This is a genomic window from Gelidimonas denitrificans (assembly GCF_055694065.1).
Genome location: NZ_CM146350.1, coordinates 2,841,913 through 2,868,903, shown reverse-complemented (window position 1 = coordinate 2,868,903; position 26,991 = coordinate 2,841,913). Strand labels below are relative to the sequence as shown.

The following is a 26,991-nucleotide window of genomic DNA, read 5'->3' as shown; positions in this document are numbered from 1 at the left end:
TATGCGCGCACAAGGTATGTACGATCCAACCAGAGAACATGACGCCTGCGGCGTCGGTTTTATTGCCCATATCAAAGGCGTCAAATCGCATTCCGTGATCGAGCAGGGTCTGCTGATCCTGAAAAATCTGGACCATCGGGGCGCAGTCGGCGCCGATAAGCTGATGGGCGATGGCGCCGGCATCCTGATTCAGGTTCCCGACCAGTTTTATCGCGAAGAGATGGCGCAGCAAGGCGTGACCTTGCCACCGCCAGGCGAATACGGCGTGGGCATGGTGTTCCTGCCGAAAGAACATGCGTCGCGCATGGCTTGCGAGCAAGAGTTGGGGCGCGCGGTGCGTGCCGAGGGCCAGATCGTGCTGGGCTGGCGCGATGTGCCGGTCGATGCCGATATGCCGATGTCGCCTACGGTGCGCAAGAAAGAACCTTTCATTCGCCAGATTTTCGTTGGACGCGGCCCCGATATCATGGTTACCGATGCGCTCGAACGCAAACTGTATGTGATTCGCAAATCAGCCTCGCATGCGATTCAGGCCCTCAATCTGCTGCATGGCCAGGAATATTTCGTGGCGTCGATGTCGGCCCGCACTATTGTCTACAAGGGCCTGCTGCTGGCCGATCAGGTTGGCGAGTATTACCGCGACCTGCAGGATCCGCGCTGCATTTCCGCGCTGGCGCTGGTGCATCAGCGTTTCTCGACCAACACTTTCCCGGAATGGCCGCTGGCCCATCCGTATCGTTTGATTGCCCATAACGGTGAAATCAATACGGTCAAAGGCAATTTCAACTGGATGCGCGCGCGCGAAGGGGTGATGAAGTCGGCGGTGCTAGGCGACGATTTGCAAAAACTGTTCCCGCTGATTTACGAAGGCCAATCCGATACTGCGACTTTCGACAATGCGCTGGAATTGCTGGTGATGGCTGGTTATCCGATCGCGCAGGCGATGATGATGATGATCCCTGAAGCGTGGGAAAACCACGCCCAGATGGACGATAACCGGCGCGCTTTTTACGAATACCATGCCGCAATGATGGAGCCGTGGGACGGTCCGGCTGCGATGGCTTTCACCGACGGTCGCCACATCGGCGGCACGCTGGACCGCAATGGCTTGCGTCCGGCGCGTTATATCGTGACTGACGACGATTTCGTGGTGATGGCGTCCGAATCCGGCGTGTTGCCGATTGCGGAATCGAAAATCATCCAGAAATGGCGTCTGCAGCCGGGCAAGATGTTCCTGATCGACCTCGAAGCGGGCCGCATCATCGACGACCAGGAACTCAAGAATACCTACGCCAATGCCAAGCCATACAAGGCCTGGGTCAATTCGGTGCGCATCAAGTTGGGCGATCTCAAGGTCAAGGCCGGCGCTGTAGAGGTAGAGCCGGGAAACGGGGAAAAGGCAGCCACGCTGCTGGACCTCCAGCAGGCGTTCGGCTACACCCAGGAAGACATCAAGTTCCTGATGTCGCCGATGGCCACCAATGGTGAAGAAGCCATCGGTTCGATGGGCAACGATTCGCCGCTGGCGGTGATGTCGAACAAGCTCAAGCCGCTGTATAACTATTTCAAGCAATTGTTTGCGCAAGTCACCAATCCGCCGATCGACCCGATCCGCGAAGCGATGGTGATGTCGCTGGTGTCCTTCATCGGCCCCAAACCGAACCTGCTCGACACCAACAACATCAACCCGCCGATGCGCCTGGAAGTGGCGCAGCCGATACTCAATTTTGCCGACATGACCAACCTGCGCAACATCAGCGCGCATACCGGCGGCAAGTTCAAATCGTATGAGCTCAATATCTGCTATCCGGTCGCCTGGGGCAGCGAAGGCATCGAGGCGCGCCTGGCTTCGCTGTGCGCCGAGGCGGTCGATGCGGTCAAGTCCGGCCACAATATCCTGATCGTGTCGGATCGCAAGATGGACGCCAATGAAGTCGCGATTCCGGCGCTGCTGGCTACCTCGGCGGTGCATTTGCACCTGGTGAAGCAGGGCTTGCGCGCATCGACCGGCCTGGTGGTGGAAACCGGTTCGGCCCGCGAGACCCATCATTTCGCGCTGCTGGCAGGTTACGGCGCGGAAGCGGTGCATCCTTATCTGGCGATGCAAACGCTGGCTGGCATGGCGCAGGGTTTGCCAGGCGATTTGTCTGCAGACACCGCTATCTATAACTACACCAAGGGTGTCGGCAAGGGCTTGCTGAAGGTGATGTCGAAGATGGGCATCTCTACCTATATGTCGTATTGCGGCGCGCAGATTTTCGAGGTCATCGGCCTGAACAAATCGCTGGTGGATAAATACTTCAAAGGCACGTCGTCGAATGTCGAAGGGATCGGCGTGTTCGAGGTGGCCGAAGAAGCATTGCGCTTGCATCAGCAAGCTTTCGGCGACGATCCGGTGCTGGCAAATGCGCTTGACGCCGGCGGCGAATATGCGTTCCGGGTGCGTGGCGAAGAACACATGTGGACTCCGGACGCGATTGCGAAACTGCAGCATTCGACCCGCTCCAACAACTTCAACACTTACAAGGAATACGCGCAGATCGTCAACGAGCAGTCGAAGCGCCACATGACCTTGCGCGGCTTGTTCGAGTTCAGGATTGATCCGACCAAGGCGATCCCGTTGGATCAGGTGGAACCGGCCAAGGAAATCGTCAAGCGTTTCGCTACCGGCGCGATGTCGCTCGGTTCGATCTCGACCGAGGCGCATGCAACGCTGGCAGTGGCGATGAACCGCATCGGCGGCAAATCGAACACCGGCGAGGGCGGCGAAGATCCACAGCGTTACACTCAGGAATTGAAAGGCATCCCGATCAAGCAGGGCGAAACGATGGCGTCGATTCTCGGTGCCGAGCAGGTTGTGGCGGATATTCCCTTGCTGGCAGGCGATTCGATGCGCTCGCGCATCAAGCAGGTCGCATCCGGCCGTTTCGGCGTGACTGCGGAATATCTGAATTCCGCCGATCAGATCCAGATCAAGATGGCGCAAGGCGCAAAGCCGGGCGAGGGCGGTCAGCTGCCGGGCAGCAAGGTTTCTGAATACATCGCCAAACTGCGTTTTTCGGTGCCCGGCGTAGGCTTGATTTCACCGCCGCCGCACCATGATATTTACTCGATCGAAGATTTGGCGCAATTGATTCACGATCTGAAAAACGCCAATCCGCGCGCTTCGGTGTCGGTCAAGCTGGTGTCCGAAGTCGGGGTCGGCACGATTGCCGCGGGTGTTTCCAAGGCGAAAGCCGACCATCTGGTGATTGCCGGCCATGACGGCGGCACCGGCGCTTCGCCCTTGTCATCGATCAAGCATACCGGCACGCCTTGGGAGCTGGGCTTGTCGGAAACCCAGCAAACGCTGGTGTTGAACGGCTTGCGCGGCCGGGTTCGGGTCCAGGCTGACGGCCAGATGAAGACCGGCCGCGACGTCGCCATCGCCGCCATGCTGGGCGCCGATGAAATCGGTTTTGCCACTGCACCGCTGGTGGTGCAAGGCTGCATCATGATGCGCAAATGCCACCTCAACACCTGCCCGGTTGGGGTTGCCACCCAAGATCCGGTGCTGCGCGCCAAATTCTCCGGCAAGCCGGAATACGTGGTCAATTACTTCTTCTTCGTGGCCGAAGAAGCGCGCCAGATCATGGCGCAACTCGGAATTAGGACTTACGACGAACTGATCGGCCGCGCCGACTTGCTCGACAAATCCAAGGCAATTTCGCACTGGAAGGCAAAGGGCCTCGATTTCTCGCGGATTTTCTATCAGCCTGAAGTCGCCGCCGATATGCCGATCAAGCATGCGGAAATGCAAGATCACGGGCTGGAAAAAGCCCTCGATCACAAACTGATTGCGCAAGCCAGAGTAGGCTTGGAAACCGGCGAAAAGGTTTCCTTCATCTCGCCGGTCAAGAACGTCAACCGCACCGTGGGCACCATGCTGTCGGGTGAAGTGGCGCAGCGTTACGGCCATGCCGGCTTGCCTGACGACACCATCCACATTCAGTTGCAAGGCACTGCCGGCCAGTCCGTCGGCGCGTTCCTGGCGCACGGCATCACGCTGGATTTGGTCGGCGGCGGCAACGATTACGTCGGCAAAGGCCTGTCGGGCGGGCGCATCATCGTGCGTCCGAACACCGAATTCCGCGGCCGCGCAGTCGACAACATCATCATCGGCAACACCGTGTTGTACGGCGCTATCGCGGGTGAAGCTTTCTTCAGCGGCGTGGCCGGCGAGCGTTTCGCGGTGCGCAACTCGGGCGCCACTGCGGTGGTGGAAGGTACCGGCGACCACGGTTGCGAATACATGACCGGCGGCACCGTGGTGGTGCTGGGCGCCACCGGGCGCAACTTCGCGGCCGGCATGTCGGGCGGGATTGCCTACGTGTTTGACCCGGATGGCGACTTCGCCTGCAAGTGCAATCAAGCGATGGTCACGCTGGAAAAGATTTTGCCGGTGGCCGAGCAAGCGGTAATTGTGGATCGCAGCCTGTGGCATGCGCTGGAGCGCGATGGCGAAAAGCTGGCCGACGAAGCGATTCTGAAAGGCTTGATCGAGCGTCATTTCAAATACACCGGCAGCACGCGCGCGCGCAACATGCTCGACAACTGGGCCGATACCCGCAGCAAGTTCGTCAAGATCTTCCCGATCGAATACAAGCGCGCTCTGGGTGAAATGCATGCGGCAAAGGCGGACAAGGCCGAGGCCGCCACGCTGGAATCGTTGCCGACGGTTGTGGCATAAATAAAGCTTACGCAATTAAGTAGTGCGGGCCGGACAACCCGGCCTGCCATGCCGGCACTGTGTTTCGCAGGGCGCTGGCCAGATCAGATAAAGGGGTAGAAATGGGCAAGATAACCGGTTTCATGGAATTCAGACGACAGGAAGAAACATATCTGCCAGCACCAGCGCGGCTCAAGAATTACAAAGAGTTCGTGATGCATCTGTCGGACCCCGACGCCAAGACGCAGGGTGCGCGCTGCATGGACTGCGGGATTCCGTTTTGCTCCAACGGCTGCCCGGTAAACAATGTCATCCCGGACTGGAACGACCTGGTGTATCGCGGCAATTACCAGGCGGCGCTGGAAACCTTGTTGTCGACCAATAATTTCCCCGAATTCACCGGCCGCATCTGCCCGGCGCCCTGTGAATCGGCTTGCACGCTGAACATCAATGACGCGCCGGTCGGCATCAAGTCGATTGAACATTTCATCATCGACAAGGGTTGGGAAAACGGCTGGGTAGTGCCGCAGCCGTCTGCCGTTAAGACCGGCAAAAGTGTCGCGGTAGTCGGCTCCGGCCCGGCCGGCATGGCGGCGGCGCAACAATTGGCGCGGGTCGGCCATACGGTGACGGTGTTCGAGAAGAGCGACCGCGTCGGCGGCTTGCTGCGCTACGGCATTCCTGACTTCAAGCTGGAAAAATCGCAGATCGACCGTCGCGTCGCGCAAATGGAGGCCGAAGGCGTGACCTTTCGCACCAGCGTTTTCGTCGGCCGCGATTTCCCGAAAAACGTCAACAACTGGGCCACCGAAACCATCACGCCCGAGCAGTTGGCAAAAGATTTCGACGCCGTCATCATCGCCGGCGGGGCCGAGCAACCGCGTGATTTGCCGGTGCCGGGGCGCGAGCTCAAAGGCGTGCATTTCGCGATGGATTTCCTGCCGTTGCAAAACAAGGTCAATGCCGGCGACAAGCAGAAAGACCAGATCAAGGCGACCGGCAAGCATGTGGTGGTGATCGGCGGCGGCGATACCGGCTCCGATTGCGTCGGCACCTCGAACCGGCAAGGCGCCGCCGACGTGGCCCAGTTCGAACTGATGCCGCAGCCGCCGCAACAGGAAAACAAGCCGATGGTGTGGCCGTACTGGCCGACCAAGCTGCGCACTTCCTCCTCGCACGACGAAGGTTGCGAGCGCGACTGGGCGGTAGCCACCAAACGCTTCGAAGGCAAGAACGGCAAAGTCGAAAAACTGGTCGCCTGCCGGGTCGAATGGCAAGACGGCAAAATGGTCGAAGTGCCGGATTCCGAATTTTCGATGAAGGCCGATCTGGTGTTGCTGGCGATGGGATTCGTGTCGCCGGTGCAGCAGGTGCTGGATGCCTTCGGGGTCGAGAAAGACGTGCGCGGCAACGCCCGCGCCAGCACCGAAGGCGACGGTTGCTATAAAACCTCGGCCGCCAAGGTATTCGCCGCCGGCGACATGCGGCGCGGCCAATCGCTGGTGGTGTGGGCGATCCGCGAAGGCCGCCAATGTGCGCGCGCCGTGGATGAATTCCTGATGGGGGTTTCGGTACTGCCACGCTAAGAACGGAACGGCCAGCCGTCGCAAAAAAACCTGCTGCATCGCAAGATGCTGCAGGTTTTTTACTGCACATGGTATTTTTTGTTACTGCACAATATATATGCGTAAAGTGCCATGTTTTTTGGCATACCCCATTGTTTTTGATTCTCGATGCGGTCGATGGCCGGATTGCTTGAAGCATGCGCGATCCCATTCACGTCATCGCCGCATGCGCGGTGGTCGGCCTGATCCTGAAAACCTTGAGCCTGTGAGGCGGATCATGCAATGGATCACCCGCGAATCTCCAAAGATCGCCGCGCTTAATTAGCGCGGCGGGTCCGTTTCGCCATCAGGCGCGGCGCGATGCCAGCAACCCAAAACCAGCGCCCGCCAACAAGACAGAGCAGCACCGGTTAAAGATGCGCTGACCGCGCGGCCGGGCAAACCAGCGCCGCATATGTACGCCCATGTACGCGTAGGCGGCAATTGCTAGCCACTCCAGCGCCAGGAACAATGCGCCCAGCAGCGCGAACTGCGGTGTGACCGGTTGCGCTGGATTGATGAACTGCGGCAAGAACGCGGTAAATATGAGAATTGCCTTTGGGTTGCCGGCGGCCACCAGAAACTCTTGTCGGGCCAGAGACAGCAAGCCGACGCGGGGCGCGGCCGCCTCGACTTGCGGACTTAGGTTGGCACGCCAAAGCTGGACGGCCAGATAGAACAGGTAGGCAGCGCCGCCGATCTTGATGCCGTAGAAAATAAGTTCTGACGCGTGGAGCACGGCGGCCAGACCAGCCGTAGTCAGCGTGAGCATGCCGACAAACGCCAGCAAGCGGCCCAGCCCTGCGGCGCACGATTGGCGAAAACCATAGCGGGTGGCGTTACTCAGCGAGAGCAAATTGTTGGGGCCCGGCGCCATGTTGAGCGCGAAGCAGGCCGGCACGAAGAGTGCGATGGTGGATATGTCCATGGGATTTTCGATAAGAGGGCAGTACCGCAATTATCCACCTTCAAAACCGGCGGCGGGGCCGCAGCAGTCGGCTCCAGCCCCGCCGCTGGCCGTGTCCCAGTTGGTGCGGATGTGCGCGCACGCGGTGCACCAATGAGGTGATTTTGTCGGTATGGAAAATCCGTGCTTTCGGGCCGCCATTCAGCGTGAATGGCGGTTGCCGGCCCAAAAATGCCATTTGAAGCGCGTTGTCTAAAGTCGGCCGGCCGGTGTCTTGGTGACCGACTCGCTTTGCTATCAAGTGCCTTTACACGCCCATGGCGGATCCATCACTGCGCGGATCATGCGCACCTTCTATTTTGCCATCTGCGTGGATGACGATAGCGCCGGCCTGGCCGCCGAGCGGGCTGTTGGACTCGATCGGGCTCATCTCGTGACCGCGTCGCGCAAGTTCGGCGAAAACATTGGCGCCGGCATCCCGCTCCAGCTTCAGGCTGTCCCGGCTGTCGGAGAAGGTTTGCCCGAGCAGGAAGCGCGGCCGGGCCAGCGCCTGGAGCGGATCGAGCTTGTAATCCAGCAGGCGCGTCAGAACCACGGCTAAAGTTTGCGGCTGACCGTCGGCACCCTGCGTACCGTACAGAATATGCGGTTTGCCATCCTTGAGCGCCATACCCGGATTGAGCGTGTAAAACGGACGCTTGCCGGGTTTCAGCACATTCGGGCTGTTTGGATCGAGGCTGAAAGCGGCGCCGCGGTTTTGCCAGAGAATGCCGGTATCGCCGACCACGACGCCGCTCCCCCAGTCGAAATAGACGCTTTGTAGAATGCTTACGCTGCGCCCTTCCGAATCGGTCGCGCCGATGTATACCGTGTCGCCCGTTTTAAATACGTGCGGCCATGGCATGGCGTGAGCCTTGTCGATGGCGGCCGCTTTTCGCGCGAGATGCTCTTTCGACAGCCATAGATTCACCGCTTGCTTGACGAAATCCGGATCGGCGATGCCTGGGCGATCCAGGAAAGCTTGTTTCACGGCTTCAACACAGAGGTGATAGTAATCAGCGCTGCCTTCGGGCACGTTTTTCAGGTCGAACTCGCGCAGCACGCCCATGATCTCCAGCGTGGAAATGCCTTGGGTCGGGGACGGCGGTGCCAGCAGCGTGACGCCGCGATAGTCCAGCATTGCCGGCGCTGCTTCTCTGGCCACGGTCTTTTTCAGGTCTGCTGCGGTCAATGGCGATCCGGCAGCTTGCAAACCCTTGGCGATTTGCGCCGCGAGTTCACCTTCGTAGAAGTCGCGTGGACCATTCTTCGCAATCAGCTTGAGGCTGCGCGCGAGGTCGGGCTGCAGGAAGATATCGCCAACCTGCCGCGCCTTCCCGTTCGGCATGAAGAGTTTGGCGAAACCGGGCCAATTGGCTACTTCAGTCTTGCGGAAGTCATGCCAGAAAACTTGGGAAGCGGTCGTCGGAAAGCCGTTTTCAGCGTAGCCAATCGCTGTATCGAGGAGCGAAGCAAAACTTTTTTTGCCGCCCCAGTTCTTTTTGGAAAATTCATGCGCCCGATTCCAGGTGTCGACGGTGCAAGCAGAAGTCACGGTGGAACCCGCGCCGCGCAACGGAATCTTGCCGCTGAATTCTGGCGTCTTCTCGGCTGCTTGCCCGATGCCCATCAGTGTCGTCTTGCGGCCATCCCGGTCAGCGACGATCCAGACGGCGTCGCCCCCGATTCCGCAGAAATGCGGGTAGGTGACGGCAATCACGGAACCCATCGCAATCGTTGCCTCGATAGCGTTGCCGCCTTCACGCAATACTTTCAGACCGGCTTCGGTGGCAAGCGTATGGGGGCTGGTCACCATGCCTTTGCTTGACGTGGCAAGCGTGGTCTGCTGGGCGAAAGCAAAAGGCGTTTGGCCCAATGCCAGGACGCCTGTGGTGGCCGCTATTTTTGCCAAAAAATCGCGTCTTGCAGCCGAGTCGGGTGATTGGCTAGTGTACTTTGTCATGTTCAGCTTTCAAAAGGGGTGTGCTGTGGCCGTGCTGTAAATCGGTGGTTAAAACTCTTCCCAATCGTCGCTCGCAGCCGTCTTGGTCGGTGCAACTGGTTTGCCTTTTAAAGTGGAGTTGGAGATGATCCTGGCCGGCTGCATCCGCAAAGCGGGACGTGCGGTATCGATCCTGCCGCGCGCAGCAGGCGTAGTAATTGCAACACCAATTGCAACACCATTAGGCGCGCTATCACTATCAAGCTTGAAGATGCTGACGACGTGCGACAGATTGCCGGCTTGGTCTTGCAAGGATTGGGCTGCTGCGGCCGCCTGCTCCACCAGCGCTGCATTTTGCTGGGTAACCTGATCCATCTGATTGATGGCTTGATTGACCTGCTCGATGCCCGAGGTCTGTTCCTGGCTGGCGACCGTGATTTCGCCCATGATGTCGGTCACGCGCTTGACGCTCTCGACAATCTCATCCATGGTGGCGCCGGCCTGATCTACCAGTTTGGTGCCGACGGCGACTTTTTCGACCGAATCGGCGATCAGTCCATTGATCTCTTTGGCCGCACCTGCGGCGCGTTGTGCAAGGTTGCGCACTTCGGCCGCGACTACCGCGAAACCTCGGCCCTGCTCACCGGCGCGGGCTGCTTCCACTGCGGCGTTCAACGCCAGGATATTGGTCTGGAATGCGATGCCGTCGATTACGCTGATGATGTCGACTATCTTCTTGGAAGATACATGGATCGAAGCCATGGTCTCGATCACCTGCGACACCACCGAACCGCCCTTGACGGCAACGTCCGATGCGGACCCCGCCAATTGGTTAGCCTGGCGCGCGTTGTCGGAGTTCTTCTTGACGGTGCTGGTCAACTCTTCCATGGATGCAGCGGTTTCCTCCAGGCTGCTTGCTTGCTGCTCGGTACGCGATGAAAGATCGAGATTGCCGGCGGCGATTTGCATGGAAGCAGTGGCGATTGTGTCCGTTCCCTGCCGCACCTTTGTTACGGTTTCAAACAAATTATCATTCATCTTCTTCAGCGCATCCAGCAGTTGGCTGACCTCGTCCTTGCCGACCACGCGCACCTGCGAGGTGAGATCGCCTTCAGCGACCGCCTGCGCAATCGATACGGCATTGCGTAGCGGATGCGTAATACTGCGGGTCAATATCCAGGCGCATGCCGCGCCGATTGCCGTCGCGATCGCGCCGATCAGGTACAGCAGTATCTGCAGTTTTCTTCCCGTAACCACGGTATTGGCCATCACGGCGGTAGCCGCCCCCTGCTGGATGGCGACTAGCTGGTTGATTTCCACCAACGCTTTCTGACTCAGCGGTTCGATCGAAGAGGCAATCACTTTCCCAGCACTTTCGGGATCGAATATGAGTGCAAGGCCGGTGACCTGAAGGAAAGGATCGACCATTTCCTTGTCCAGTTTCTCGATATTCAACAGTATTTTTTTCTCGCCTTCGGTCAGTCCTATTGCGACTAACTTATCGTGCGCGCTGGCGTAGCGCTTACTCTGCGCCTTGACCTTTTCTCCTTCTTTTTGCGTAGCGCTAACCTCAGACTGCAGAGCAGTGTTGCGCATTGCGATGGCGCCTTCGAGCAGCGCGTTTTCCATTTCGGTTGCCAACATCGTTTTCGCATTGGCGGTTTCAAGCTGGTGCATCAATTTATTCGTGCTGCTGGCATTAATCATGTTGCCGGCCACGACAACGAAAATCAGCATTGCCAATATGACCGAGAAGCCGACAGTCAGTCTTACGCCAATACGTAAGTTACGCAAATTCATATTCAAACCTTAATCATTTTTTTGTATTGCACATTAATTTTTTGATACTTTATTGCGCATCCCGCGGGGCAAAAAGAAAAGAGCCCGCAGGCCCTCTTTTTCGGGAATCGATTGATTATTTGACGTATGCGCCAGATCCGACCATGACGTCGCCGACCATTTCGGAGTAGCCGGTTTTCGCTTCAATCGCCTTGGTTTGCGGATTCAGGAATTTGAAATGGCTCTTGCCGCCGCCTTTCTGTGCGGCGTCCAGCAAAGCCTGGGTGGAATAGAGGCCAGTGACATCTTTCAGCTCATACAGATTCTTGCCGATCAAGCGCTGGTTGCCGCCGTGCGCAAGGGTATTTCCCTTCTTGTCGAACACGAAAATGTAAAGATCGCGATCATGGAATTGTCCTTTTGGGCTGCTGAATTCGGCGTACGCTTTTTCATTACCGTTTGCCTTGATGTAAGCCTTTGCTTTTTGTACCAGCACAATGGCTTCGTCAATCGTGCCGCGCTCGGCTGCAAAAGATGCAGCATTCAGACTGAGTGCGCACAGCGCAAAAACGGTTGTTTTGAGTAATTTATTCATGTGATTTTCTTTAACATTCGTTGGTAATTGATAAATTGATGTATCTGTCGACTTGCCTTGGCGCCGTCCTCCGCCATCGCTGTAAAAGCCGTTTTTATTAAAGCTTCAATTCGGTCAAACAGGAGTCAACGCCGATTTTTCGGCCTGTGGCCGTTCGATGCTTCTGCGGGATGCAAACCGGCCGCCATCAGGATGAAAGGGCAATTACATCCAACACAAGTCCCCTCGCGACATCAGGGTAGGGCGTCAGTACGGTGCCCGAAAACCTGATCGTGCAAGCATCAGGAACCGTTTAAAAGACGGCATTATAGCCGTATGGCAACATTTTGATGTCAAGGCGTCGGTTGTGGCCGGTTTGGCACTTGGTATGCCCAAGACCGGCGCCTTAGTTCTCGTCAGCGCGCATCGAAGGCATAGCTGATGGCGCGCGCTGTGTATGGTTGTTCCAGTGGCATCTTTCGTCTTTCTGCCGGATAGCCGGGACCCACTGGCGCAGGGCTACCTCGATCTCTGATTCGATCGGGTTCTGGTGTTGTATTTCCGGCATGCGCACAGGCTTTGTTGCGCTCTTTTAAAGCTGTTGAGGGTGCGCTTTAATACAGTCGATTCCAGGACTTGGCGCGCACGTGCGAAGCGATAATGCACTGTGTTGGTTGTGTCCAAGCCGCATTCCGGAGCACCTGTATAGTAGTCACCTTAGTGACAAAAATCCTTCTAATGGAAAATATTCTCCTCATAGTTGTTGCATTACTTCTGGTCGCGCTCAATGGTGTTTTTGTGGCGGCGGAATTCAGCCTGGTCAAACTGCGGCAGACGCGCATTCGCGCCATCGCCAAAAAGAATGGATTGCCTGGACAGATTCTCGCCAAAGTGCACACCCAGCTCGATGCTTATCTGTCTGCTTGCCAGCTCGGCATTACGCTGGCGTCGCTCGGTTTGGGCTGGATCGGCGAGCCTGCGTTTGCGAGCTTGCTGAAGCCTTTGTTCGGTTTGGCAGGTGTCACCTCACCGGAAGTCATTCACAGCATCTCGTTTGCGTTCGCTTTCTTCGTGATCTCATTTTTGCATATCGTGGTCGGCGAATTGGTGCCGAAATCGATGGCGATTCGCAGCCCCGACAAGATCGGTTTGTGGAGTGCGCTGCCGCTGTATGGTTTTTACTGGCTGATGTACCCGGCAATTTGGGTCCTCAATGCCAGCGCCAACTGGGTGCTGCGGATGGCCGGCCTGGGCAATGCCAGCGCGCATGATGCGCACTATTCCAAGGAGGAGCTCAAGCTGATCTTGCGCTCCAGCCACCCGGCCGGAAAATTCAGTCACGACGAATGGAATGTGCTGGCGCAAACGCTCGATTTCAGCGAGCTCAAAGTGTCGGACCTGATGCGCCCGATTCATGAAGTCGCCGCGCTGGAGCAGTCCAAATCGTTGCAGGAAAATATGCAAACGGTGGCGCGCAACCGCTTCAGCCGTTATCCCTATTTCGACGGCGCACGCGTGCTGGGCATGATCCATTTGAAGGATTTGTTTCTGGCGCAGCAGGAGGGCGATTCGATCGACAATTGGCGCGACTATCTGCGCCCGGTGCAACAGGTGCCACCGCACATGCCGGCGCTTGAGCTGTTCCGCCGCTTCCGCACCGGCGCTCCGCACTTTGTCATCGTCGGTGAAAAAGGCGGTAATCCGCAGGGCTTTCTGACACTGGACAATCTGCTGGGTGCTCTGGTGGGCAATATCCGCGACGAATTCAGGCAAACCGAAAACGACTGGACCCGGCTCGAAGACGGCACCCTGGTCGGCAAGGGCAGCCTGTCGATTTTTACGCTGGAGCGCATCCTGGGCATCGATATCGAGAATGAAGACTTCGATCTGGAAGGCGCCGATTCGGTGGGCGGCCTGATCATGGTGAAGCTGGGCGACATTCCGAAAGAAGGCCAAAAAATCGTCTTCGAACAGTTCGAGATTGTGGTCCAGAAGATGAACGGCACCCGTATCGCGCTGGTGCGCGTCTATCCATCCGATACGACTGCACAGTAGTAACACCGCTCTCGATCTTGACTGACTACGAGTCACACAGAGCCAGGCAATCCGGGCCGTGCCGGATGGCAACCTGAAGTCGATGCAGAAATCTGCCGCAGCGGACGCTGCGGCAGATTTTTTATACTATTAATAGTATTTTTTATGTGCGCATAATATATATGCTGAAAATATACTATTTTTTCATATACCCCCTTGTTTTTTACATTATTGCAAAGTGTGCGGCGCGCCGTTGCACGCGCTGGCCGCCAGCCATCCGTGCGCCGCAGGTGCCGGTGCAGCGGATTATGCCGCACAACCATCTCGGGCCAATCAAGCCGCAGTGCAACATTCCATTTATAATGGCGCTTTCCGCAATCCTTGTTGACAAACGCAAACGTGCCATCAGACGCCTCCCCCTTGGTCTCAATAGACAACCTCAGTTTTGCATATGGCGAGCGCCATATCCTGAACGGCCTGAACATGCGCTTTCCGCGCGGCAAGGTGGTGGCCGTGATGGGTGGTTCCGGCTCCGGCAAGACTACGGTGCTGCGTTTGATCGGCGGCCAGATCCGGGCTCAGTCCGGCTCGGTGCAGGTGGACGGGCAGCCGGTGCAAGCGCTCGATGCCAAGGGGTTGTATGCGCTGCGGCGCAAGATGGGGATGCTGTTTCAGCATGGCGCGCTATTTACCGATTTGACCGCGTTCGAAAATGTCGCCTTCCCGCTGCGCGAACATACCGATCTCGGTGAAGCGATGATCCGCGATCTGGTGCTGATGAAGCTGCACGCGGTGGGACTACGCAATGCGGCGCAAATGAAGCCGGCCGAGATTTCCGGCGGCATGGCGCGGCGGGTCGCGGTGGCGCGCGCGATTGCGCTGGACCCGCAACTGATCATGTATGACGAGCCGTTCGCCGGGCTGGACCCGATTTCGATGGGCGTGATCGCGAACCTGATCCGGCGTCTGAACGATGCGCTCGGCTCGACCTCGATCCTGGTTTCGCACGATGTGCATGAATCGTTTGCGATTGCCGATTACATCTATTTTCTGTCGCAAGGGAAAATCGTCGCCGAAGGCACTCCGGCCGAGTTGCAGGCGTCCAGTGACCCATATGTGGAACAGTTCATCAATGCCCGGGCCGATGGTCCGGTGCCGTTCCATTATCCCGGCCGCACGCTGGCGGCGGATCTGGGACTGGAGGCGCGCTCATGATGCTGCGTTGGTTGGCGGCGCTGGGCGCAGTCACGCGTACCTTGCTGGCCGATCTGGGCTATACCGCGACGGCGTTCCTGGCGATTTTGCGGGCATCAAGCGGTCTCTGGCGGCGGCCGCGCCTAATAACTGACCAGATCCACTTCATCGGTAATTATTCGCTGGTGATTATTTCGGTGTCGGGCCTGTTTGTCGGTTTCGTGCTGGGTTTGCAAGGCTATTACACGCTCAATAGCTATGGTTCCGAGCAATCGCTGGGCCTGCTGGTGGCGCTGTCCTTAACGCGCGAACTGGGGCCGGTCGTGACCGCGCTGCTGTTTGCCGGCCGCGCTGGTACTTCGCTGACCGCGGAAATCGGCTTGATGAAGGCCGGCGAGCAATTGTCGGCGATGGAGATGATGGCAATCGATCCGATGCAGCGCGTGATTGCGCCGCGCTTCTGGGCCGGCATTATCGCGATGCCGATCCTGGCGGCGTTGTTCAGCGCGCTGGGTGTATTGGGAGGATATTTTGTTGGCGTACCCTTGATCGGCGTCGATGAAGGCGCATTTTGGTCGCAAATGCAGGCTGGAGTGGATGTCTGGAACGATATCGCCAACGGCGTGCTGAAAAGCGTGGTGTTCGGAATTGCCGCGACCTTCGTTGCGCTGTATCAAGGCTATGAAGCGCAGCCGACGCCGGAAGGCGTGGCGCGCGCCACCACCCGCACGGTAGTGGTATCGTCCTTGCTGGTGTTATGGCTCGATTTCGTGATGACGGCGCTGATGTTCAACAAGTAGACGCACAGTCCTGATGGTGTAGATATACCTATTAAGGTATTTTTAATATCGCTTTATTTATATGCGGTACTCACTGTATTTTTTAATATACCCCCATCATTTTTGGGTTAAACGGCGGAAGAAGGCAGTATTTCATGCAGCGAAAATCATTCGATATCTGGGTTGGCCTGTTCGTATTGCTGGGTGCGGCGGCGCTGATGTTCCTGTCTCTGAAGGTGGGCAATATGAGTAGCGCGCTTTCCTTTGATAAAACCTATCCGGTCGTGACCCGCTTCGACAACATCGGCGGCCTGAAGCCGCGCGCGCCGGTCAAAAGCGCCGGCGTAGTGGTCGGGCGGGTAGGCACAATCCGCTTCGACGACAAGACTTACCAGGCGCAAGTGACGCTGGATCTGGAACAGCGCTATCAGTTTCCGAAGGATACCTCGGCCAAAATCCTGACCTCCGGCCTGCTGGGCGAGCAATATATCGGGCTGGAAGCGGGCGGCGATACAAATAACCTGGCAGCCGGCGACAGAATCGTCATGACACAATCCGCGGTGGTGCTGGAAAACCTGATCAGTCAGTTCCTGTTCAGCAAGGTGGCAGACGGAAAAGAGGGCGATAAATGAAAATAACACATCGAAAAACGGTGCTCGGCGTAGTACTGGGATTGACACTGGCAATGTCCGGCTGCGCCACCGGCAGTCATCCCCAGGACCCGCTTGAAAGCTATAACCGGGCCATGTTCGGCTTCAACGACAAGCTCGATCAGGTGGTTTTGAAGCCAGTGGCGACTGTGTATCGGGATGTGCTGCCATCGTTTGTGCAGACCGGGGTCGGCAACTTCTTTGGCAATATCGGCGACGTATGGACTGCAGTCAATAATTTGCTGCAAGGCAAGCTGGAAAATGGCATGACCGACATCATGCGCGTTGCGCTCAACAGCACGATGGGATTCCTGGGCGTGCTCGACATCGGTTCCGAAGCGGGCCTGGCCAAGCACAAGGAAGACTTTGGCCAGACTCTGGGCGTCTGGGGCATGAAGTCGGGGCCGTACGTGGTGTTGCCGGTGTTCGGCGCTTCCACAGCGCGCGACACGGCAGCGTTCCCGGTCGATTTTTCGGCCGACCTGTGGAGTTACAAGGACCCGGTCAATGTGCGCAATATCGGTACCGGCGTGCGGCTGGTCGATCAGCGTGCAGCACTGCTGGGGGCCTCGTCCCTGATCGAAGATGCCGCGCTGGATAAATATGCATTTACCCGCGACGCCTATCTGCAGCGGCGTGAAAGCCTGGTGCAGGATGGCCGCAGCAAAGATGATGACGGCTATTAACCTTATCGGATGCGGCGGCCTTGCCGCCGTCCGAGGGAACCCGGCCCTATTTCTATAGTCGAATTATTGCAATTACAGCATGCCTGCTGTTCTAACTAATTTTTAAAAATATGAAAATCCTGAATAAATTTATTGTTGCCGTGTTCGCCCTTGTTACGCTGGCATTTACGGTTACCGCCCAGGCGGCGGAAGAGGCGCCCGATGCGCTGGTTAAGCGCATCAGCCAGGAAGTGCTGGAGATCGCCAAAACCGACCGTGAAATCCGGGGCGGTAACCAGAAACGGGTGTTGGAACTGGTCGAAGCCAAAATCCTGCCATACGTCGATTTTGAGCGCATGACCGCGCTGGCAGTGGGCCGTAACTGGCGCGAAGCCACGCCGGAGCAGAAAAAACAGTTGACCGCTGAATTTCTCAACCTGCTGGTCTATACCTATTCGGGGGCAATTTCACAAGTCAAGGATCAAAAGCTTGACTTCAAACCTTTTCGTGCCGCCGCCACCGACACCGATGTGCTAGTGCGCTCGCAAGTGGTGCAAACGCGCGGCGAACCGATCCAGCTGAACTATCGCCTGCAGAAAACGGCCGCCGGCTGGAAAATTTATGACATCAATGTGCTGGGCGCCTGGCTGGTGCAAACTTACAAGGGCAGTTTTTCAGCCGAAATCAGCAAGTCCGGCATCGATGGCTTGATCAAGGTGTTGTCCGAGAAGAACAAGCGGCTGGCAGAAGACGCCGCGAAAACAGCAAAATCTTCCTGATGCCGGCAACCCTGCCGCTGTTCCGGCCCGCTCAATCGCTGACCTTTAATAACGCTACTGCCGTGCTGGAGCAGGGCTTGCAGGCGCTGGCGCAGCAACAGTCGGTAATCGACATGGCCGCGATAACGACGGTCGATTCGTCGGCCGTTGCCGTGCTGCTGGCTTGGCAGCGCGCCGCCAAAGCGCGCAAGCTGGCGCTCACATTTGAAAATTTGCCGGCCAATCTGCACAGTCTGATTGCGTTGTATGACGTCGATGATTTGTTGCCGGCTGGCGTCGGCGAGCACCCACTCCATCGCTGATCTTCAGGCTGGCGCCATTGCCGTTGCCTGTCTTGAACGCCTGAAATTTCCCAAAGCTCCTATAATCAACAGCTTTGCCGTCAAGGATTGATAATAATCCCGAGGCATTCCGACTCATTTTTTTGTGTAAAGTGCCTATCGCGCCACTATGGCTGCCATTCAGATAACCCAAGTCGAAAAACGCTACAAATCGCTGCAGGCGCTGGGCGGCGTTTCGCTATCGATCGAGGAAGGCGAGTTTTTTGGTCTGCTCGGCCCCAATGGCGCCGGCAAAACTACGCTGATTTCGATCATTGCCGGTCTGACCCGACTTGACGCCGGTCGCGTCACCGTGCAGGGCTTTGACGTTGCCACCGATTTCCGCGCTGCGCGCCAGCAACTGGGCGTAGTGCCGCAGGAACTGGTGTTCGATCCGTTTTTTAGCGTGCGCGAAACCTTGCGCCTGCAATCCGGCTATTTCGGACTAAAGAATAACGACAAATGGATCGACGAGGTGATGGATAATCTCGACCTGACCGACAAGGCCGATGTCAACATGCGCGCGCTTTCGGGCGGCATGAAGCGGCGCGTGTTGGTGGCGCAGGCACTGGTGCATAAGCCGCCGGTGATCGTGCTGGACGAACCGACTGCGGGCGTCGATGTCGAGTTGCGCCAGACCCTGTGGAAATTCATCGAGCGCCTGAACCGCGAAGGCCACACCGTGGTGCTGACCACCCATTATCTGGAAGAAGCGCAGGCGCTGTGCAACCGGATTGCGATGCTCAAGAACGGCAAGGTGGTAGCGCTCGACACCACGGATGCGCTGATCAAGCGTATTTCGGGTTCGCTGCTGCTATTGCATTTGCGCAATGGCGTGTTGCCGCCGGCGTTGCGGCCGTTGCTGGTGGAATCGAAAGAATCGCATTCCAGCAATGTCTACCCGTTGCGGGTCAATGACTACGCCGAAGTCGAGCCGATTCTGGCTGTGTTGCGCGAAAGCGGCGCGGTGATCGAAGCGATGCAATTGCAACAGGCCGATCTGGAAGACGTGTTTTTGCAAATCATGGATGGAGAACTGTTGCGATGAGCCCATTCTCCATGCCGAAAGGCTTTCAAACCCTGTTTTACAAGGAAGTGCTGCGTTTCTGGAAGGTTGCTTCCCAGACGGTGGCGGCGCCGGTCATCACGTCCCTGCTATACCTGCTGATTTTCGGACATGTGCTGGAAAACCATGTGCAGGTCTATCCGGGTGTGGGCTATACCGCGTTCCTGGTGCCGGGTCTGGTGATGATGAGCGTGCTGCAGAATGCGTTTGCGAATGCATCGTCTTCGCTGATCCAGTCGAAGATCACCGGCAACCTGGTGTTCGTGCTGCTGGCGCCGTTGTCGCACTGGGAGCTGTTTTCCGGTTATGTGCTGGCTTCAGTGGTGCGCGGGCTGGTGGTGGGCGCCGGGGTTTTCATCATCACCGCCTTATTTACCGAAGTGCGCTTCATGGCGCCGTGGTGGATCGTGATTTTTGCGGTGCTGGGTTCATTCATGCTGGGCACGATGGGCTTGATTGCCGGCATCTGGGCGGAAAAATTCGATCAGCTGGCCGCCTTTCAGAATTTTTTGATCATGCCGGCCACCTTTTTGTCGGGAGTGTTTTATTCGATCCATTCGCTGCCGCCTTTTTGGCAGATGGTCTCGCATTTCAATCCATTTTTTTATATGATTGACGGCTTCCGCTATGGATTCTTCGGTCAGTCTGACGTCGATCCGCTGCTCAGTTTCGCGATTGTGGCCGGATTTTCCATCATCCTGGCTGTTTTTGCGGTCCAGATGTTGAAGCACGGCTACAAGTTGCGCCACTAATTGCATTGAAATCAAATAATATCCATTAGCCTCTATCAGCCCTTATTGGCTGCTTACCAGGAAAGATAAAATCGTGTCGACTACACCAGAACTGATTAAAACCTATATCGCCGCGGGGCTGGCCTGCAGCCACCTCGAAGTTGAAGGTGACGGCCAGCATTTCAGCGCGCTCATCGTCTCGGAGGCGTTTGCCGGCAAGCGCCCGATCGCGCGGCACCAGATCGTCTATGCGGCGCTGGGCGAGCGCATGCGCGAAGAAATCCATGCGCTGTCGATGAAAACCCTGACTCCGGAAGAATTCGCCCAGCATGGATAAACTGCGCATCACTGGCGGCCGCCGGCTGTCCGGCGAAATCACCATCTCCGGCGCCAAGAACGCCGCCCTGCCTATTCTGTGCGCCGGTTTGCTGACGGCCGAGCCGGTCGTGCTATCGAACTTGCCGCAGTTGCAGGATGTCTCGACCATGTTGCGCCTGCTGCGCCAGATCGGCTTGCAGATTTCCCAGGAGGGCGAACACTGCACCCTGCAAGGCAATGCAATTGACAAGCTGGAGGCGCCTTACGAGCTGGTCAAGACCATGCGCGCTTCGATTCTGGTGCTGGGTCCGTTGCTGGCGCGTTTCGGCGAAGCCAAGGTATCGCTGCCGGGCGGTTGCGCGATTGGTTCGCGTCCGGTCGAGCAGCACATCAAGGGCTTGCAGGCGATGGGTGCGGAAATCACGATTGAGGCCGGTTACATTCACGCCAAAGCCAAGCGGCTCAAGGGTGCGCGCATCGTGACCGACATGATCACCGTCACCGGCACCGAAAACCTACTGATGGCAGCCACTTTGGCCGATGGCGAAACGGTGCTGGAAAATGCCGCACGCGAACCGGAAATCACCGATTTGGCCAACCTGCTGGTTGCCATGGGCGCCAGGATCGATGGCATCGGCTCCGACCGGCTGCTGATTCAGGGCGTGTCAGCGCTGCACGGCGCCGCGCATACGATCATCGCCGACCGCATCGAAACCGGCACTTTCCTGTGCGCAGTAGCAGCCGTGGGCGGCGACGTGACGCTGCGAAACACCCGCAGCGACATTCTTGATGCAGTACTCGACAAATTGCGCGAAGCCGGTGTGATCCTGACCTCGGGCAGCGATTGGGTGCGGGTGCAGATGGCGTCGCGCCCGAAGGCGGTGAGTTTTCGCACCACCGAATATCCGGGCTTCCCGACTGACATGCAAGCCCAGTTCATGGCGCTCAATGCCATCGCCAGCGGCGCCAGCCACGTCACGGAAACGATTTTCGAAAATCGTTTCATGCATGTGCAAGAGCTTAAACGGCTCGGTGCGAAGATCGATACCGAAGGCCATACCGCGATTGTGCATGGGGTCGAGCAACTGATCGGCGCGCCAGTGATGGCGACCGACTTGCGCGCCTCGGCTTCGCTGGTAATCGCCGGGCTGGCAGCGCAGGGCGAAACCCTGATCGAGCGCATCTATCATCTGGATCGCGGTTACGACCGGATGGAAGTCAAACTGTCGGCGGTGGGCGCCGACATCAAACGAGTGTAATAATGCAAAATATGCAACAACTGACGCTGGCCTTGTCCAAAGGCCGCATTTTCGACGAAACGCTGCCGTTGCTGGAAGCCGCCGGCATCACCGTGACCGAAAATCCGGAAACCTCGCGCAAGCTGATTCTGGCTACCACCAATCCAAACTTGCGCGTCATCATCGTGCGGGCGTCGGACGTGCCGACCTATGTCCAGTACGGCGCTGCCGATTTCGGCGTGGCCGGCAAGGATGTGCTGATCGAGCATGGCGGCGAAGGGCTGTATCAGCCGATCGACCTGAACATAGCCCATTGCCGGATGTCGGTGGCGGTGCAGGCCGGCTTCGATTACGCCAGCGCGGTGCGGCAAGGCGCGCGGCTGCGCGTGGCGAGCAAATACGTGCAGATCGCCCGCGAACATTTCGCTGCCAAGGGTGTGCATGTCGACATGATCAAGCTGTACGGTTCGATGGAACTGGCGCCGCTGATCGGACTATCGGACGCGATTGTCGATTTGGTCAGCACCGGCAACACGCTGCGCGCCAATAATCTGGTTGAAGTCGAACACATCATGGAAATTTCATCGCGGCTGGTGGTCAACCAGGCGGCACTGAAAATGAAGCGGGAAGCGCTGCAGCCGATTCTGGATGCATTTGAAGCGGCTTCGCTTAAAATGGCGTGAGCGCTGTTGGCAGCATGAGAAAGTAACATACTGCGTTTGGTATGTTTTAGTACCGCAATGTATATATGCGGAAATTGCGCTGTTTTTAGGCATACTCCTGCATAAATTATTTTATGGCAGCGATAATCGAGAAGACGCAAGGCAAACCATGGCGATCAAAATCCGACGACTAGACAGTTCCAGCGCCGACTTCAAGGCGCACTTAAGCGCGGTGCTGGCGTTCGACGCCAGCGCAGACGCAGCGATCGAGCACGCGGTCGCCGCCATACTGGCTGACGTCAAACTGCGCGGCGACGCCGCCGTGCTGGAATACACGCAGCGCTTCGACCGGCTGAATGTTGCCAGCGCTGACAGCATGGCTGCGCTGGAAATTGCGCCGGCCGAGTTGCAGGCTGCGCTGGACGGCCTCGCGCCGGAACGCCGCAGCGCTTTGCAGACTGCCGCTGACCGGGTGCGCGCCTATCATCTGCGCCAAAAACAGGAAATCGGCTCCGACGGTTTCAGCTACACCGAGCCTGACGGCACCGTGCTGGGGCAAAAAGTCACGCCGCTGGACCGAGTCGGCATTTATGTGCCGGGCGGCAAGGCGGCCTATCCATCGTCGGTACTGATGAACGCGATTCCGGCCAAGGTTGCCGGCGTGCAGGAAATCATCATGGTGGTGCCCACTCCGGACGGCGTAAAAAATCCGCTGGTGCTGGCGGCGGCGGCAATCGCTGGCGTCGACCGCGTATTCACCATCGGCGGCGCGCAAGCGGTCGCCGCGCTGGCGTATGGCACCGCAACCATTCCGCAAGTCGACAAGATCGTCGGCCCCGGCAACGCGTATGTGGCGGCGGCCAAGCGCCGCGTGTTCGGCACGGTCGGCATCGACATGATCGCCGGCCCGTCGGAAATTTTGATCATGTGCGACGGCAGCACCGATCCCGACTGGATCGCAATGGACCTTTTTTCGCAAGCCGAGCATGATGAACTGGCGCAATCGATCCTACTTTGCCCGGACGCTGCTTATCTCGATCAGGTGGAAGCCAGCATTAACAAATTTCTGGATCAGATGCCACGCAAGGACGTAATTTCCACTTCGCTGACCCAGCGCGGCGCGATGGTCAAGGTGCGCGACATGGATCAGGCATGTGAAATTGCCAACATGATCGCCGCCGAACATCTGGAAATTTCTACCGAAAACCCGCAGCAATGGGCCGACAAAGTGCGCCATGCCGGCGCGATGTTTCTCGGACGGTTCACGTCGGAAGCGCTGGGCGACTACTGCGCCGGACCGAACCACGTACTGCCGACTTCGCGCACTGCGCGCTTTTCGTCGCCGCTGGGCGTGTACGACTTCCAGAAGCGCTCCAGCATGATCGAGGCATCCGAAGCCGGGGCGCAAACGCTGGGCCGGATCGCAGCCGAACTGGCGTATGGCGAAGGTCTGCAGGCGCACGCCCGCAGCGCGGAATATCGGCTGCAATGAATTGCTCAGAACTGCTTTCGCATAAGCCCTTGTCAATCCACTCTCTCTGGAGTTTTATTGGGGGTATACGCATAAAAAGTGTATTTCCCGTATATATTCAGTGTGTATTTAAAAATACAAGTTTCAGTATGTTGTTCTTGCGAGGACTGTTGCAGTGAATCCGTGGCGCAATAAGGTGTATTGTGAAGACGCGCTGACAGGATTGGCGCGGATTCCGGACGGTTCGATCGACCTGATAGTGGCCGATCCGCCGTATGGCTTAGGCAAGGATTATGGCAACGATTCCGACAAGCTCGACGCCGCCGGTTATCTGGCCTGGAGCACGCAATGGATCGATGCGGCGTTGCCCAAGTTGAAGGCCAACGGCAGCTTGTATCTGTTTTTGACTTGGCGCAATGCGCCGGAAATTTTCGTGATGCTGAAACAGCGCATGACGATGGTCAATGAAATCATCTGGGATCGCCGGGTACCGTCAATGGGCGGCAGCACCCGCAGTTTTACTTCAGTGCATGACACCATCGGTTTTTTCGTGATGCAAAAAGGCTATTACTTCGATCTGGATGCAATTCGCATTCCGTATGACGCCGAAACCAAGAAAGCCCGTTCGCGCTCGATTTTCGTCGGTGCCAAGTGGCTGGAATTGGGTTACAACCCGAAGGATTTATGGAGCGTGTCGCGCTTGCATCGCGAGCATCCGGAACGGTCCGACCATCCGACCCAGAAGCCGCTGGAAATCGTCGAACGCATCATCAGGGCGTCTTGCCCGCCTGACGGCGTGGTGCTCGATCCTTTCATGGGCAGCGGCACCACCGCAGTAGCGGCGCGACGCTGCGGCCGGAATTTCGCCGGTTTTGAGTTGAATCCGGAGTATTGCGCGATAATCGAAAAGCGTCTGGCCGCGCCAGAGTCGCGGTTAATACCCCAACGCAACCAGCCAATAGAGCCGGTGCGCGCCAAGCTCACTGACATTAAAAAAGGCCAAAAAGGTCGCAAAAAAGGCACACGCACAGTCGCCAGGCAAGCAGATTTTCCCTTTGATTCCTTTTATTCGGTGCAAGACGAACTTGCATTCGATAACCATTAATAGCCGCCTTCATGTCCCTCATCGAAAACATCATCCGTCCCGACATCCGTGCGTTATCGGCTTACCACGTCCCTGATTCCAGCGGTTTTGTGAAGCTCGATGCGATGGAAAACCCCTACACTTTGCCGCAGCCGCTACGCCAGGAACTGGCCCGGCGCCTGGCTGAGGTCGCGCTGAACCGTTATCCGGTGCCATCCTACGCCGCGCTGAAGGCCAAAATCTGCGCCCAGTTTGGCGTGCCGGCCGGTTTCGACGTGGTGCTGGGCAATGGTTCGGATGAACTGATTGCGATTATTTCTCTGGCCTGCGCCAAACCTGGCGCCAAGGTGCTGGCACCGATGCCCGGCTTCGTGATGTATGCAATATCGGCGCAATTTGCCGGGCTGGAATTCGTCGGCGTACCGTTAAAACCCGATTTCACGCTGGATAAAGACGCCATGCTGCGCGCCATCGCCGAACACAAACCGGCGATTGTCTATCTGGCGTATCCGAACAACCCAACCGGCACCCTATTCGACGCTGGCGACATGGAAGAGATTATTCGCGCCGTCGGCGACACCGGCATAGTGGTCTCGGATGAAGCCTATCAGCCGTTTGCGCCTTCGAGCTGGATGCCGCGGCTGGCGGAGTTCGATAATCTGGTGGTGATGCGCACCGTCTCCAAACTCGGCCTGGCCGGCATCAGGTTGGGCTACATGGCGGCCAGCCAAGCCTTGTTGCAGGAATTCGACAAGGTGCGCCCGCCCTACAATGTGAATGTGTTGAGTGAAGCTGCCGCGCAGTTCGTGCTGGATCATACCGATGTGCTGGAGGCGCAGGCGCAGATGGTGCGTGACGAGCGAGGCCGATTGGCCGACGCTTTGGCGGCGCTGCCGGAGATCGTGGTTTTTCCTTCGGCCGCGAACTTTTTGCTGATTCGGGTGCAATCCGAGTACATCGATGCGCAGAATGTGTTTGCCCGGCTGCTGGAGCGCAAGGTGTTAATCAAAAATGTCGGTAAAATGCATCCATTACTGAAAAACTGCCTGCGAGTGACTGTCGGCACGCCGGAAGAAAACAAGCAATTCCTCGATGCCCTGAAAGCATCGCTAGCAACGTAACTTTGGCAGCCCAATGAACATGTCCTCCCCGCGCATTGCAGAAGTCACTCGCAATACCAACGAAACGCAGATTCGCGTCGCCATCAATCTGGATGGCAGCGGCGCGCAGAAACTTGCTACCGGCGTGCCTTTCCTGGACCACATGCTGGACCAGATCGCTCGCCACGGCCTGATCGATCTCGATATCGAAGCCCACGGAGACTTGTACATCGACGCCCATCACACGGTGGAAGACGTTGGCATTACGCTCGGCCAGGCATTCGCCAAGGCCATCGGCGACAAGAAGGGCATTCGCCGTTACGGTCACGCCTATGTGCCGCTGGACGAAGCGCTGTCGCGGGTGGTGATCGATTTTTCGGGACGCCCCGGACTGGAGTTCCATGTGCCGTTTACCCGCGCGATGATCGGTGCTTTCGACGTCGATCTGGTGCACGAATTCTTCCAGGGTTTCGTCAACCATGCGCTGGTGTCGATGCATATCGATAACTTGCGCGGCGACAATGCGCATCACCAGTGCGAGACGGTATTCAAGGCTTTCGGGCGCGCATTGCGCATGGCAACCGAACTTGACGCACGCGCAGCAGGTACTATTCCATCGACCAAAGGCAGCCTGTAACCGCTTGCCGCCGAGTGCATTGATCCGGTTGGTACCTGAATTGTCGAACCTATAAAATATGAATAAAATCGTTGTGGTGGATTACGGCATGGGCAATTTGCGCTCGGTGGCGCAGGCCTTGCGCCATGTTGCTCCCGAAGCGGATGTGCGCATCTCGAGCGCAGTTGCCGATTTGCGCGCGGCCGACCGGATTGTCCTGCCTGGTCAGGGCGCAATGCCGGACTGCATGCGCTGTTTGCGCGAATCCGGTTTGCAAGAGGCGCTGCTGGAAGCGGCGCGCAGCAAGCCGCTGTTTGGCGTGTGCGTCGGCGAGCAAATGTTGTTTGATAGCAGCGAAGAGGGCGACACTCCCGGGCTCGGACTGTTGCCCGGCAAGGTGGTGCGTTTTCAATTGGAAGGCCAGTTGCAGGAAGATGGCTCGCGCTTCAAGGTGCCGCAGATGGGCTGGAATCGGGTCAGCCAGGCGCGGCCGCATGCGTTGTGGGACGGCATTGCCGACGACAGCTATTTTTATTTTGTGCACAGTTATTATGCCCAGCCTGCCGCAGCAACTGACACCGTCGGGCAGACCAATTATGGCGCTGCATTTGCCTGCGCTGTGGCGCGCGACAATATTTTCGCGACTCAGTTTCACCCGGAAAAAAGCGCCTCGGCCGGCTTGCGCCTGTATAAAAATTTCGTTAACTGGAAACCTTGATTCCAGTCATATG

At 57.5% G+C, this 26,991-nt stretch carries 23 protein-coding genes; 19 read left to right on the top strand and 4 right to left on the bottom strand.

All coding sequences use genetic code 11. The features are described from left to right. Nucleotide 1: 1 nt before the first annotated feature. The gene (locus FKCLFG_RS13385; RefSeq protein WP_472613568.1) at nt 2-4,729 is read left to right on the top strand and encodes a glutamate synthase-related protein; all 4,728 of its coding nucleotides are present in this window, start codon (nt 2-4) and stop codon (nt 4,727-4,729) included. Nucleotides 4,730-4,830: 101 nt separating this feature from the next. After that, on the top strand, nt 4,831-6,294 hold the full coding sequence (locus FKCLFG_RS13380) for a glutamate synthase subunit beta (RefSeq protein ID WP_472613567.1): 1,464 nt from the start codon (nt 4,831-4,833) through the stop codon (nt 6,292-6,294). A 325-nt stretch (nt 6,295-6,619) separates the two neighbouring features. Here FKCLFG_RS13380 and FKCLFG_RS13375 read toward each other — a convergent pair whose 3' ends face one another. The 4 genes from FKCLFG_RS13375 to FKCLFG_RS13360 form a co-directional block, all read right to left on the bottom strand. Continuing rightward, nucleotides 6,620-7,240 (bottom strand): LysE family translocator, encoded by a 621-nt coding sequence (locus tag FKCLFG_RS13375; RefSeq protein WP_472613566.1) that lies wholly within the window; start codon nt 7,238-7,240, stop codon nt 6,620-6,622. A 286-nt stretch (nt 7,241-7,526) separates the two neighbouring features. Further along, the gene (locus tag FKCLFG_RS13370) at nt 7,527-9,221 is read right to left on the bottom strand and encodes a gamma-glutamyltransferase family protein (protein ID WP_472613565.1); all 1,695 of its coding nucleotides are present in this window, start codon (nt 9,219-9,221) and stop codon (nt 7,527-7,529) included. Between the two features lie 48 nt (nt 9,222-9,269). Further along, on the bottom strand, nt 9,270-11,000 hold the full coding sequence (locus FKCLFG_RS13365; protein WP_472613564.1) for a methyl-accepting chemotaxis protein: 1,731 nt from the start codon (nt 10,998-11,000) through the stop codon (nt 9,270-9,272). A 115-nt stretch (nt 11,001-11,115) separates the two neighbouring features. Then, nucleotides 11,116-11,574 carry a cache domain-containing protein gene (locus tag FKCLFG_RS13360; protein WP_472613563.1) on the bottom strand — a complete coding sequence of 153 codons (459 nt, stop codon included), beginning with the start codon at nt 11,572-11,574 and terminating at the stop codon, nt 11,116-11,118. A gap of 717 nt (nt 11,575-12,291) precedes the next feature. Between FKCLFG_RS13360 and FKCLFG_RS13355 the strand changes: the two genes are divergently transcribed. The 17 genes from FKCLFG_RS13355 (at nt 12,292) to hisH (ending at nt 26,978) form a co-directional block, all read left to right on the top strand. Further along, nucleotides 12,292-13,608 carry a hemolysin family protein gene (locus tag FKCLFG_RS13355; protein WP_472613562.1) on the top strand — a complete coding sequence of 439 codons (1,317 nt, stop codon included), beginning with the start codon at nt 12,292-12,294 and terminating at the stop codon, nt 13,606-13,608. 399 nt (nt 13,609-14,007) lie between these two features. After that, complete coding sequence (locus tag FKCLFG_RS13350; RefSeq protein WP_472613561.1) at nt 14,008-14,802, top strand: ABC transporter ATP-binding protein; 795 nt, start codon at nt 14,008-14,010, stop codon at nt 14,800-14,802. Beyond that, complete coding sequence (mlaE, locus tag FKCLFG_RS13345) at nt 14,799-15,581, top strand: lipid asymmetry maintenance ABC transporter permease subunit MlaE (RefSeq protein ID WP_472613560.1); 783 nt, start codon at nt 14,799-14,801, stop codon at nt 15,579-15,581. The genes FKCLFG_RS13350 and mlaE overlap by 4 nt, the downstream gene beginning before the upstream one ends. A gap of 134 nt (nt 15,582-15,715) precedes the next feature. After that, nucleotides 15,716-16,192, top strand: coding sequence for an outer membrane lipid asymmetry maintenance protein MlaD (gene mlaD, locus FKCLFG_RS13340; protein ID WP_472613559.1), 477 nt, complete (start codon nt 15,716-15,718; stop codon nt 16,190-16,192). Further along, entirely contained in the window at nt 16,189-16,896 is a 708-nt protein-coding gene (locus tag FKCLFG_RS13335) for an MlaA family lipoprotein (protein ID WP_472613558.1), read from the top strand. Before mlaD ends, FKCLFG_RS13335 begins: the two co-directional genes overlap by 4 nt. Nucleotides 16,897-17,006: 110 nt before the next feature. Next, nucleotides 17,007-17,654, top strand: coding sequence for an MlaC/ttg2D family ABC transporter substrate-binding protein (locus tag FKCLFG_RS13330; protein ID WP_472613557.1), 648 nt, complete (start codon nt 17,007-17,009; stop codon nt 17,652-17,654). A gap of 17 nt (nt 17,655-17,671) precedes the next feature. Next, nucleotides 17,672-17,956: an STAS domain-containing protein gene (locus FKCLFG_RS13325; protein WP_472615864.1), complete on the top strand. Its 285-nt coding sequence runs from the start codon at nt 17,672-17,674 to the stop codon at nt 17,954-17,956. Nucleotides 17,957-18,104: 148 nt separating this feature from the next. Beyond that, the gene (locus FKCLFG_RS13320; RefSeq protein ID WP_472613556.1) at nt 18,105-19,022 is read left to right on the top strand and encodes an ABC transporter ATP-binding protein; all 918 of its coding nucleotides are present in this window, start codon (nt 18,105-18,107) and stop codon (nt 19,020-19,022) included. Beyond that, complete coding sequence (locus FKCLFG_RS13315) at nt 19,019-19,792, top strand: ABC transporter permease (RefSeq protein WP_472613555.1); 774 nt, start codon at nt 19,019-19,021, stop codon at nt 19,790-19,792. The genes FKCLFG_RS13320 and FKCLFG_RS13315 overlap by 4 nt, the downstream gene beginning before the upstream one ends. Before the next feature lie 73 nt (nt 19,793-19,865). Next, nucleotides 19,866-20,108, top strand: coding sequence for a BolA family protein (locus tag FKCLFG_RS13310; protein ID WP_472613554.1), 243 nt, complete (start codon nt 19,866-19,868; stop codon nt 20,106-20,108). Continuing rightward, nucleotides 20,101-21,348, top strand: a complete 1,248-nt coding sequence (murA, locus tag FKCLFG_RS13305; RefSeq protein WP_472613553.1) for a UDP-N-acetylglucosamine 1-carboxyvinyltransferase — start codon at nt 20,101-20,103, stop codon at nt 21,346-21,348. The genes FKCLFG_RS13310 and murA overlap by 8 nt, the downstream gene beginning before the upstream one ends. Nucleotides 21,349-21,359: 11 nt before the next feature. After that, nucleotides 21,360-22,010, top strand: a complete 651-nt coding sequence (hisG, locus tag FKCLFG_RS13300) for an ATP phosphoribosyltransferase (RefSeq protein WP_472615863.1) — start codon at nt 21,360-21,362, stop codon at nt 22,008-22,010. A gap of 148 nt (nt 22,011-22,158) precedes the next feature. After that, entirely contained in the window at nt 22,159-23,481 is a 1,323-nt protein-coding gene (hisD, locus tag FKCLFG_RS13295) for a histidinol dehydrogenase (RefSeq protein WP_472613552.1), read from the top strand. 154 nt (nt 23,482-23,635) lie between these two features. Continuing rightward, entirely contained in the window at nt 23,636-24,565 is a 930-nt protein-coding gene (locus tag FKCLFG_RS13290) for a DNA-methyltransferase (protein ID WP_472613551.1), read from the top strand. A gap of 11 nt (nt 24,566-24,576) precedes the next feature. Continuing rightward, nucleotides 24,577-25,665 carry a histidinol-phosphate transaminase gene (gene hisC / locus FKCLFG_RS13285; protein ID WP_472613550.1) on the top strand — a complete coding sequence of 363 codons (1,089 nt, stop codon included), beginning with the start codon at nt 24,577-24,579 and terminating at the stop codon, nt 25,663-25,665. Between the two features lie 19 nt (nt 25,666-25,684). Further along, nucleotides 25,685-26,281, top strand: coding sequence for an imidazoleglycerol-phosphate dehydratase HisB (gene hisB / locus FKCLFG_RS13280; protein WP_472615862.1), 597 nt, complete (start codon nt 25,685-25,687; stop codon nt 26,279-26,281). Between the two features lie 58 nt (nt 26,282-26,339). Continuing rightward, nucleotides 26,340-26,978, top strand: a complete 639-nt coding sequence (gene hisH, locus FKCLFG_RS13275; protein WP_472613549.1) for an imidazole glycerol phosphate synthase subunit HisH — start codon at nt 26,340-26,342, stop codon at nt 26,976-26,978. The last annotated feature ends 13 nt before the right edge of the window (nt 26,979-26,991 follow it).

Bases quoted from the DNA above. Each gene is read 5' to 3' on its own strand.
- FKCLFG_RS13385 (WP_472613568.1), top strand. From the start codon at position 2: ATGCGCGCACAAGGTATGTACGATCCAACCAGAGAACATGACGCCTGC.
- FKCLFG_RS13380 (WP_472613567.1), top strand. From the start codon at position 4,831: ATGGGCAAGATAACCGGTTTCATGGAATTCAGACGACAGGAAGAAACA.
- FKCLFG_RS13375 (WP_472613566.1), bottom strand. From the start codon at position 7,240: ATGGACATATCCACCATCGCACTCTTCGTGCCGGCCTGCTTCGCGCTC.
- FKCLFG_RS13370 (WP_472613565.1), bottom strand. From the start codon at position 9,221: ATGACAAAGTACACTAGCCAATCACCCGACTCGGCTGCAAGACGCGAT.
- FKCLFG_RS13365 (WP_472613564.1), bottom strand. From the start codon at position 11,000: ATGAATTTGCGTAACTTACGTATTGGCGTAAGACTGACTGTCGGCTTC.
- FKCLFG_RS13360 (WP_472613563.1), bottom strand. From the start codon at position 11,574: ATGAATAAATTACTCAAAACAACCGTTTTTGCGCTGTGCGCACTCAGT.
- FKCLFG_RS13355 (WP_472613562.1), top strand. From the start codon at position 12,292: ATGGAAAATATTCTCCTCATAGTTGTTGCATTACTTCTGGTCGCGCTC.
- mlaE (WP_472613560.1), top strand. From the start codon at position 14,799: ATGATGCTGCGTTGGTTGGCGGCGCTGGGCGCAGTCACGCGTACCTTG.
- mlaD (WP_472613559.1), top strand. From the start codon at position 15,716: ATGCAGCGAAAATCATTCGATATCTGGGTTGGCCTGTTCGTATTGCTG.
- FKCLFG_RS13335 (WP_472613558.1), top strand. From the start codon at position 16,189: ATGAAAATAACACATCGAAAAACGGTGCTCGGCGTAGTACTGGGATTG.
- FKCLFG_RS13330 (WP_472613557.1), top strand. From the start codon at position 17,007: ATGAAAATCCTGAATAAATTTATTGTTGCCGTGTTCGCCCTTGTTACG.
- FKCLFG_RS13320 (WP_472613556.1), top strand. From the start codon at position 18,105: ATGGCTGCCATTCAGATAACCCAAGTCGAAAAACGCTACAAATCGCTG.
- FKCLFG_RS13315 (WP_472613555.1), top strand. From the start codon at position 19,019: ATGAGCCCATTCTCCATGCCGAAAGGCTTTCAAACCCTGTTTTACAAG.
- murA (WP_472613553.1), top strand. From the start codon at position 20,101: ATGGATAAACTGCGCATCACTGGCGGCCGCCGGCTGTCCGGCGAAATC.
- hisG (WP_472615863.1), top strand. From the start codon at position 21,360: ATGCAACAACTGACGCTGGCCTTGTCCAAAGGCCGCATTTTCGACGAA.
- hisD (WP_472613552.1), top strand. From the start codon at position 22,159: ATGGCGATCAAAATCCGACGACTAGACAGTTCCAGCGCCGACTTCAAG.
- hisC (WP_472613550.1), top strand. From the start codon at position 24,577: ATGTCCCTCATCGAAAACATCATCCGTCCCGACATCCGTGCGTTATCG.
- hisB (WP_472615862.1), top strand. From the start codon at position 25,685: ATGTCCTCCCCGCGCATTGCAGAAGTCACTCGCAATACCAACGAAACG.
- hisH (WP_472613549.1), top strand. From the start codon at position 26,340: ATGAATAAAATCGTTGTGGTGGATTACGGCATGGGCAATTTGCGCTCG.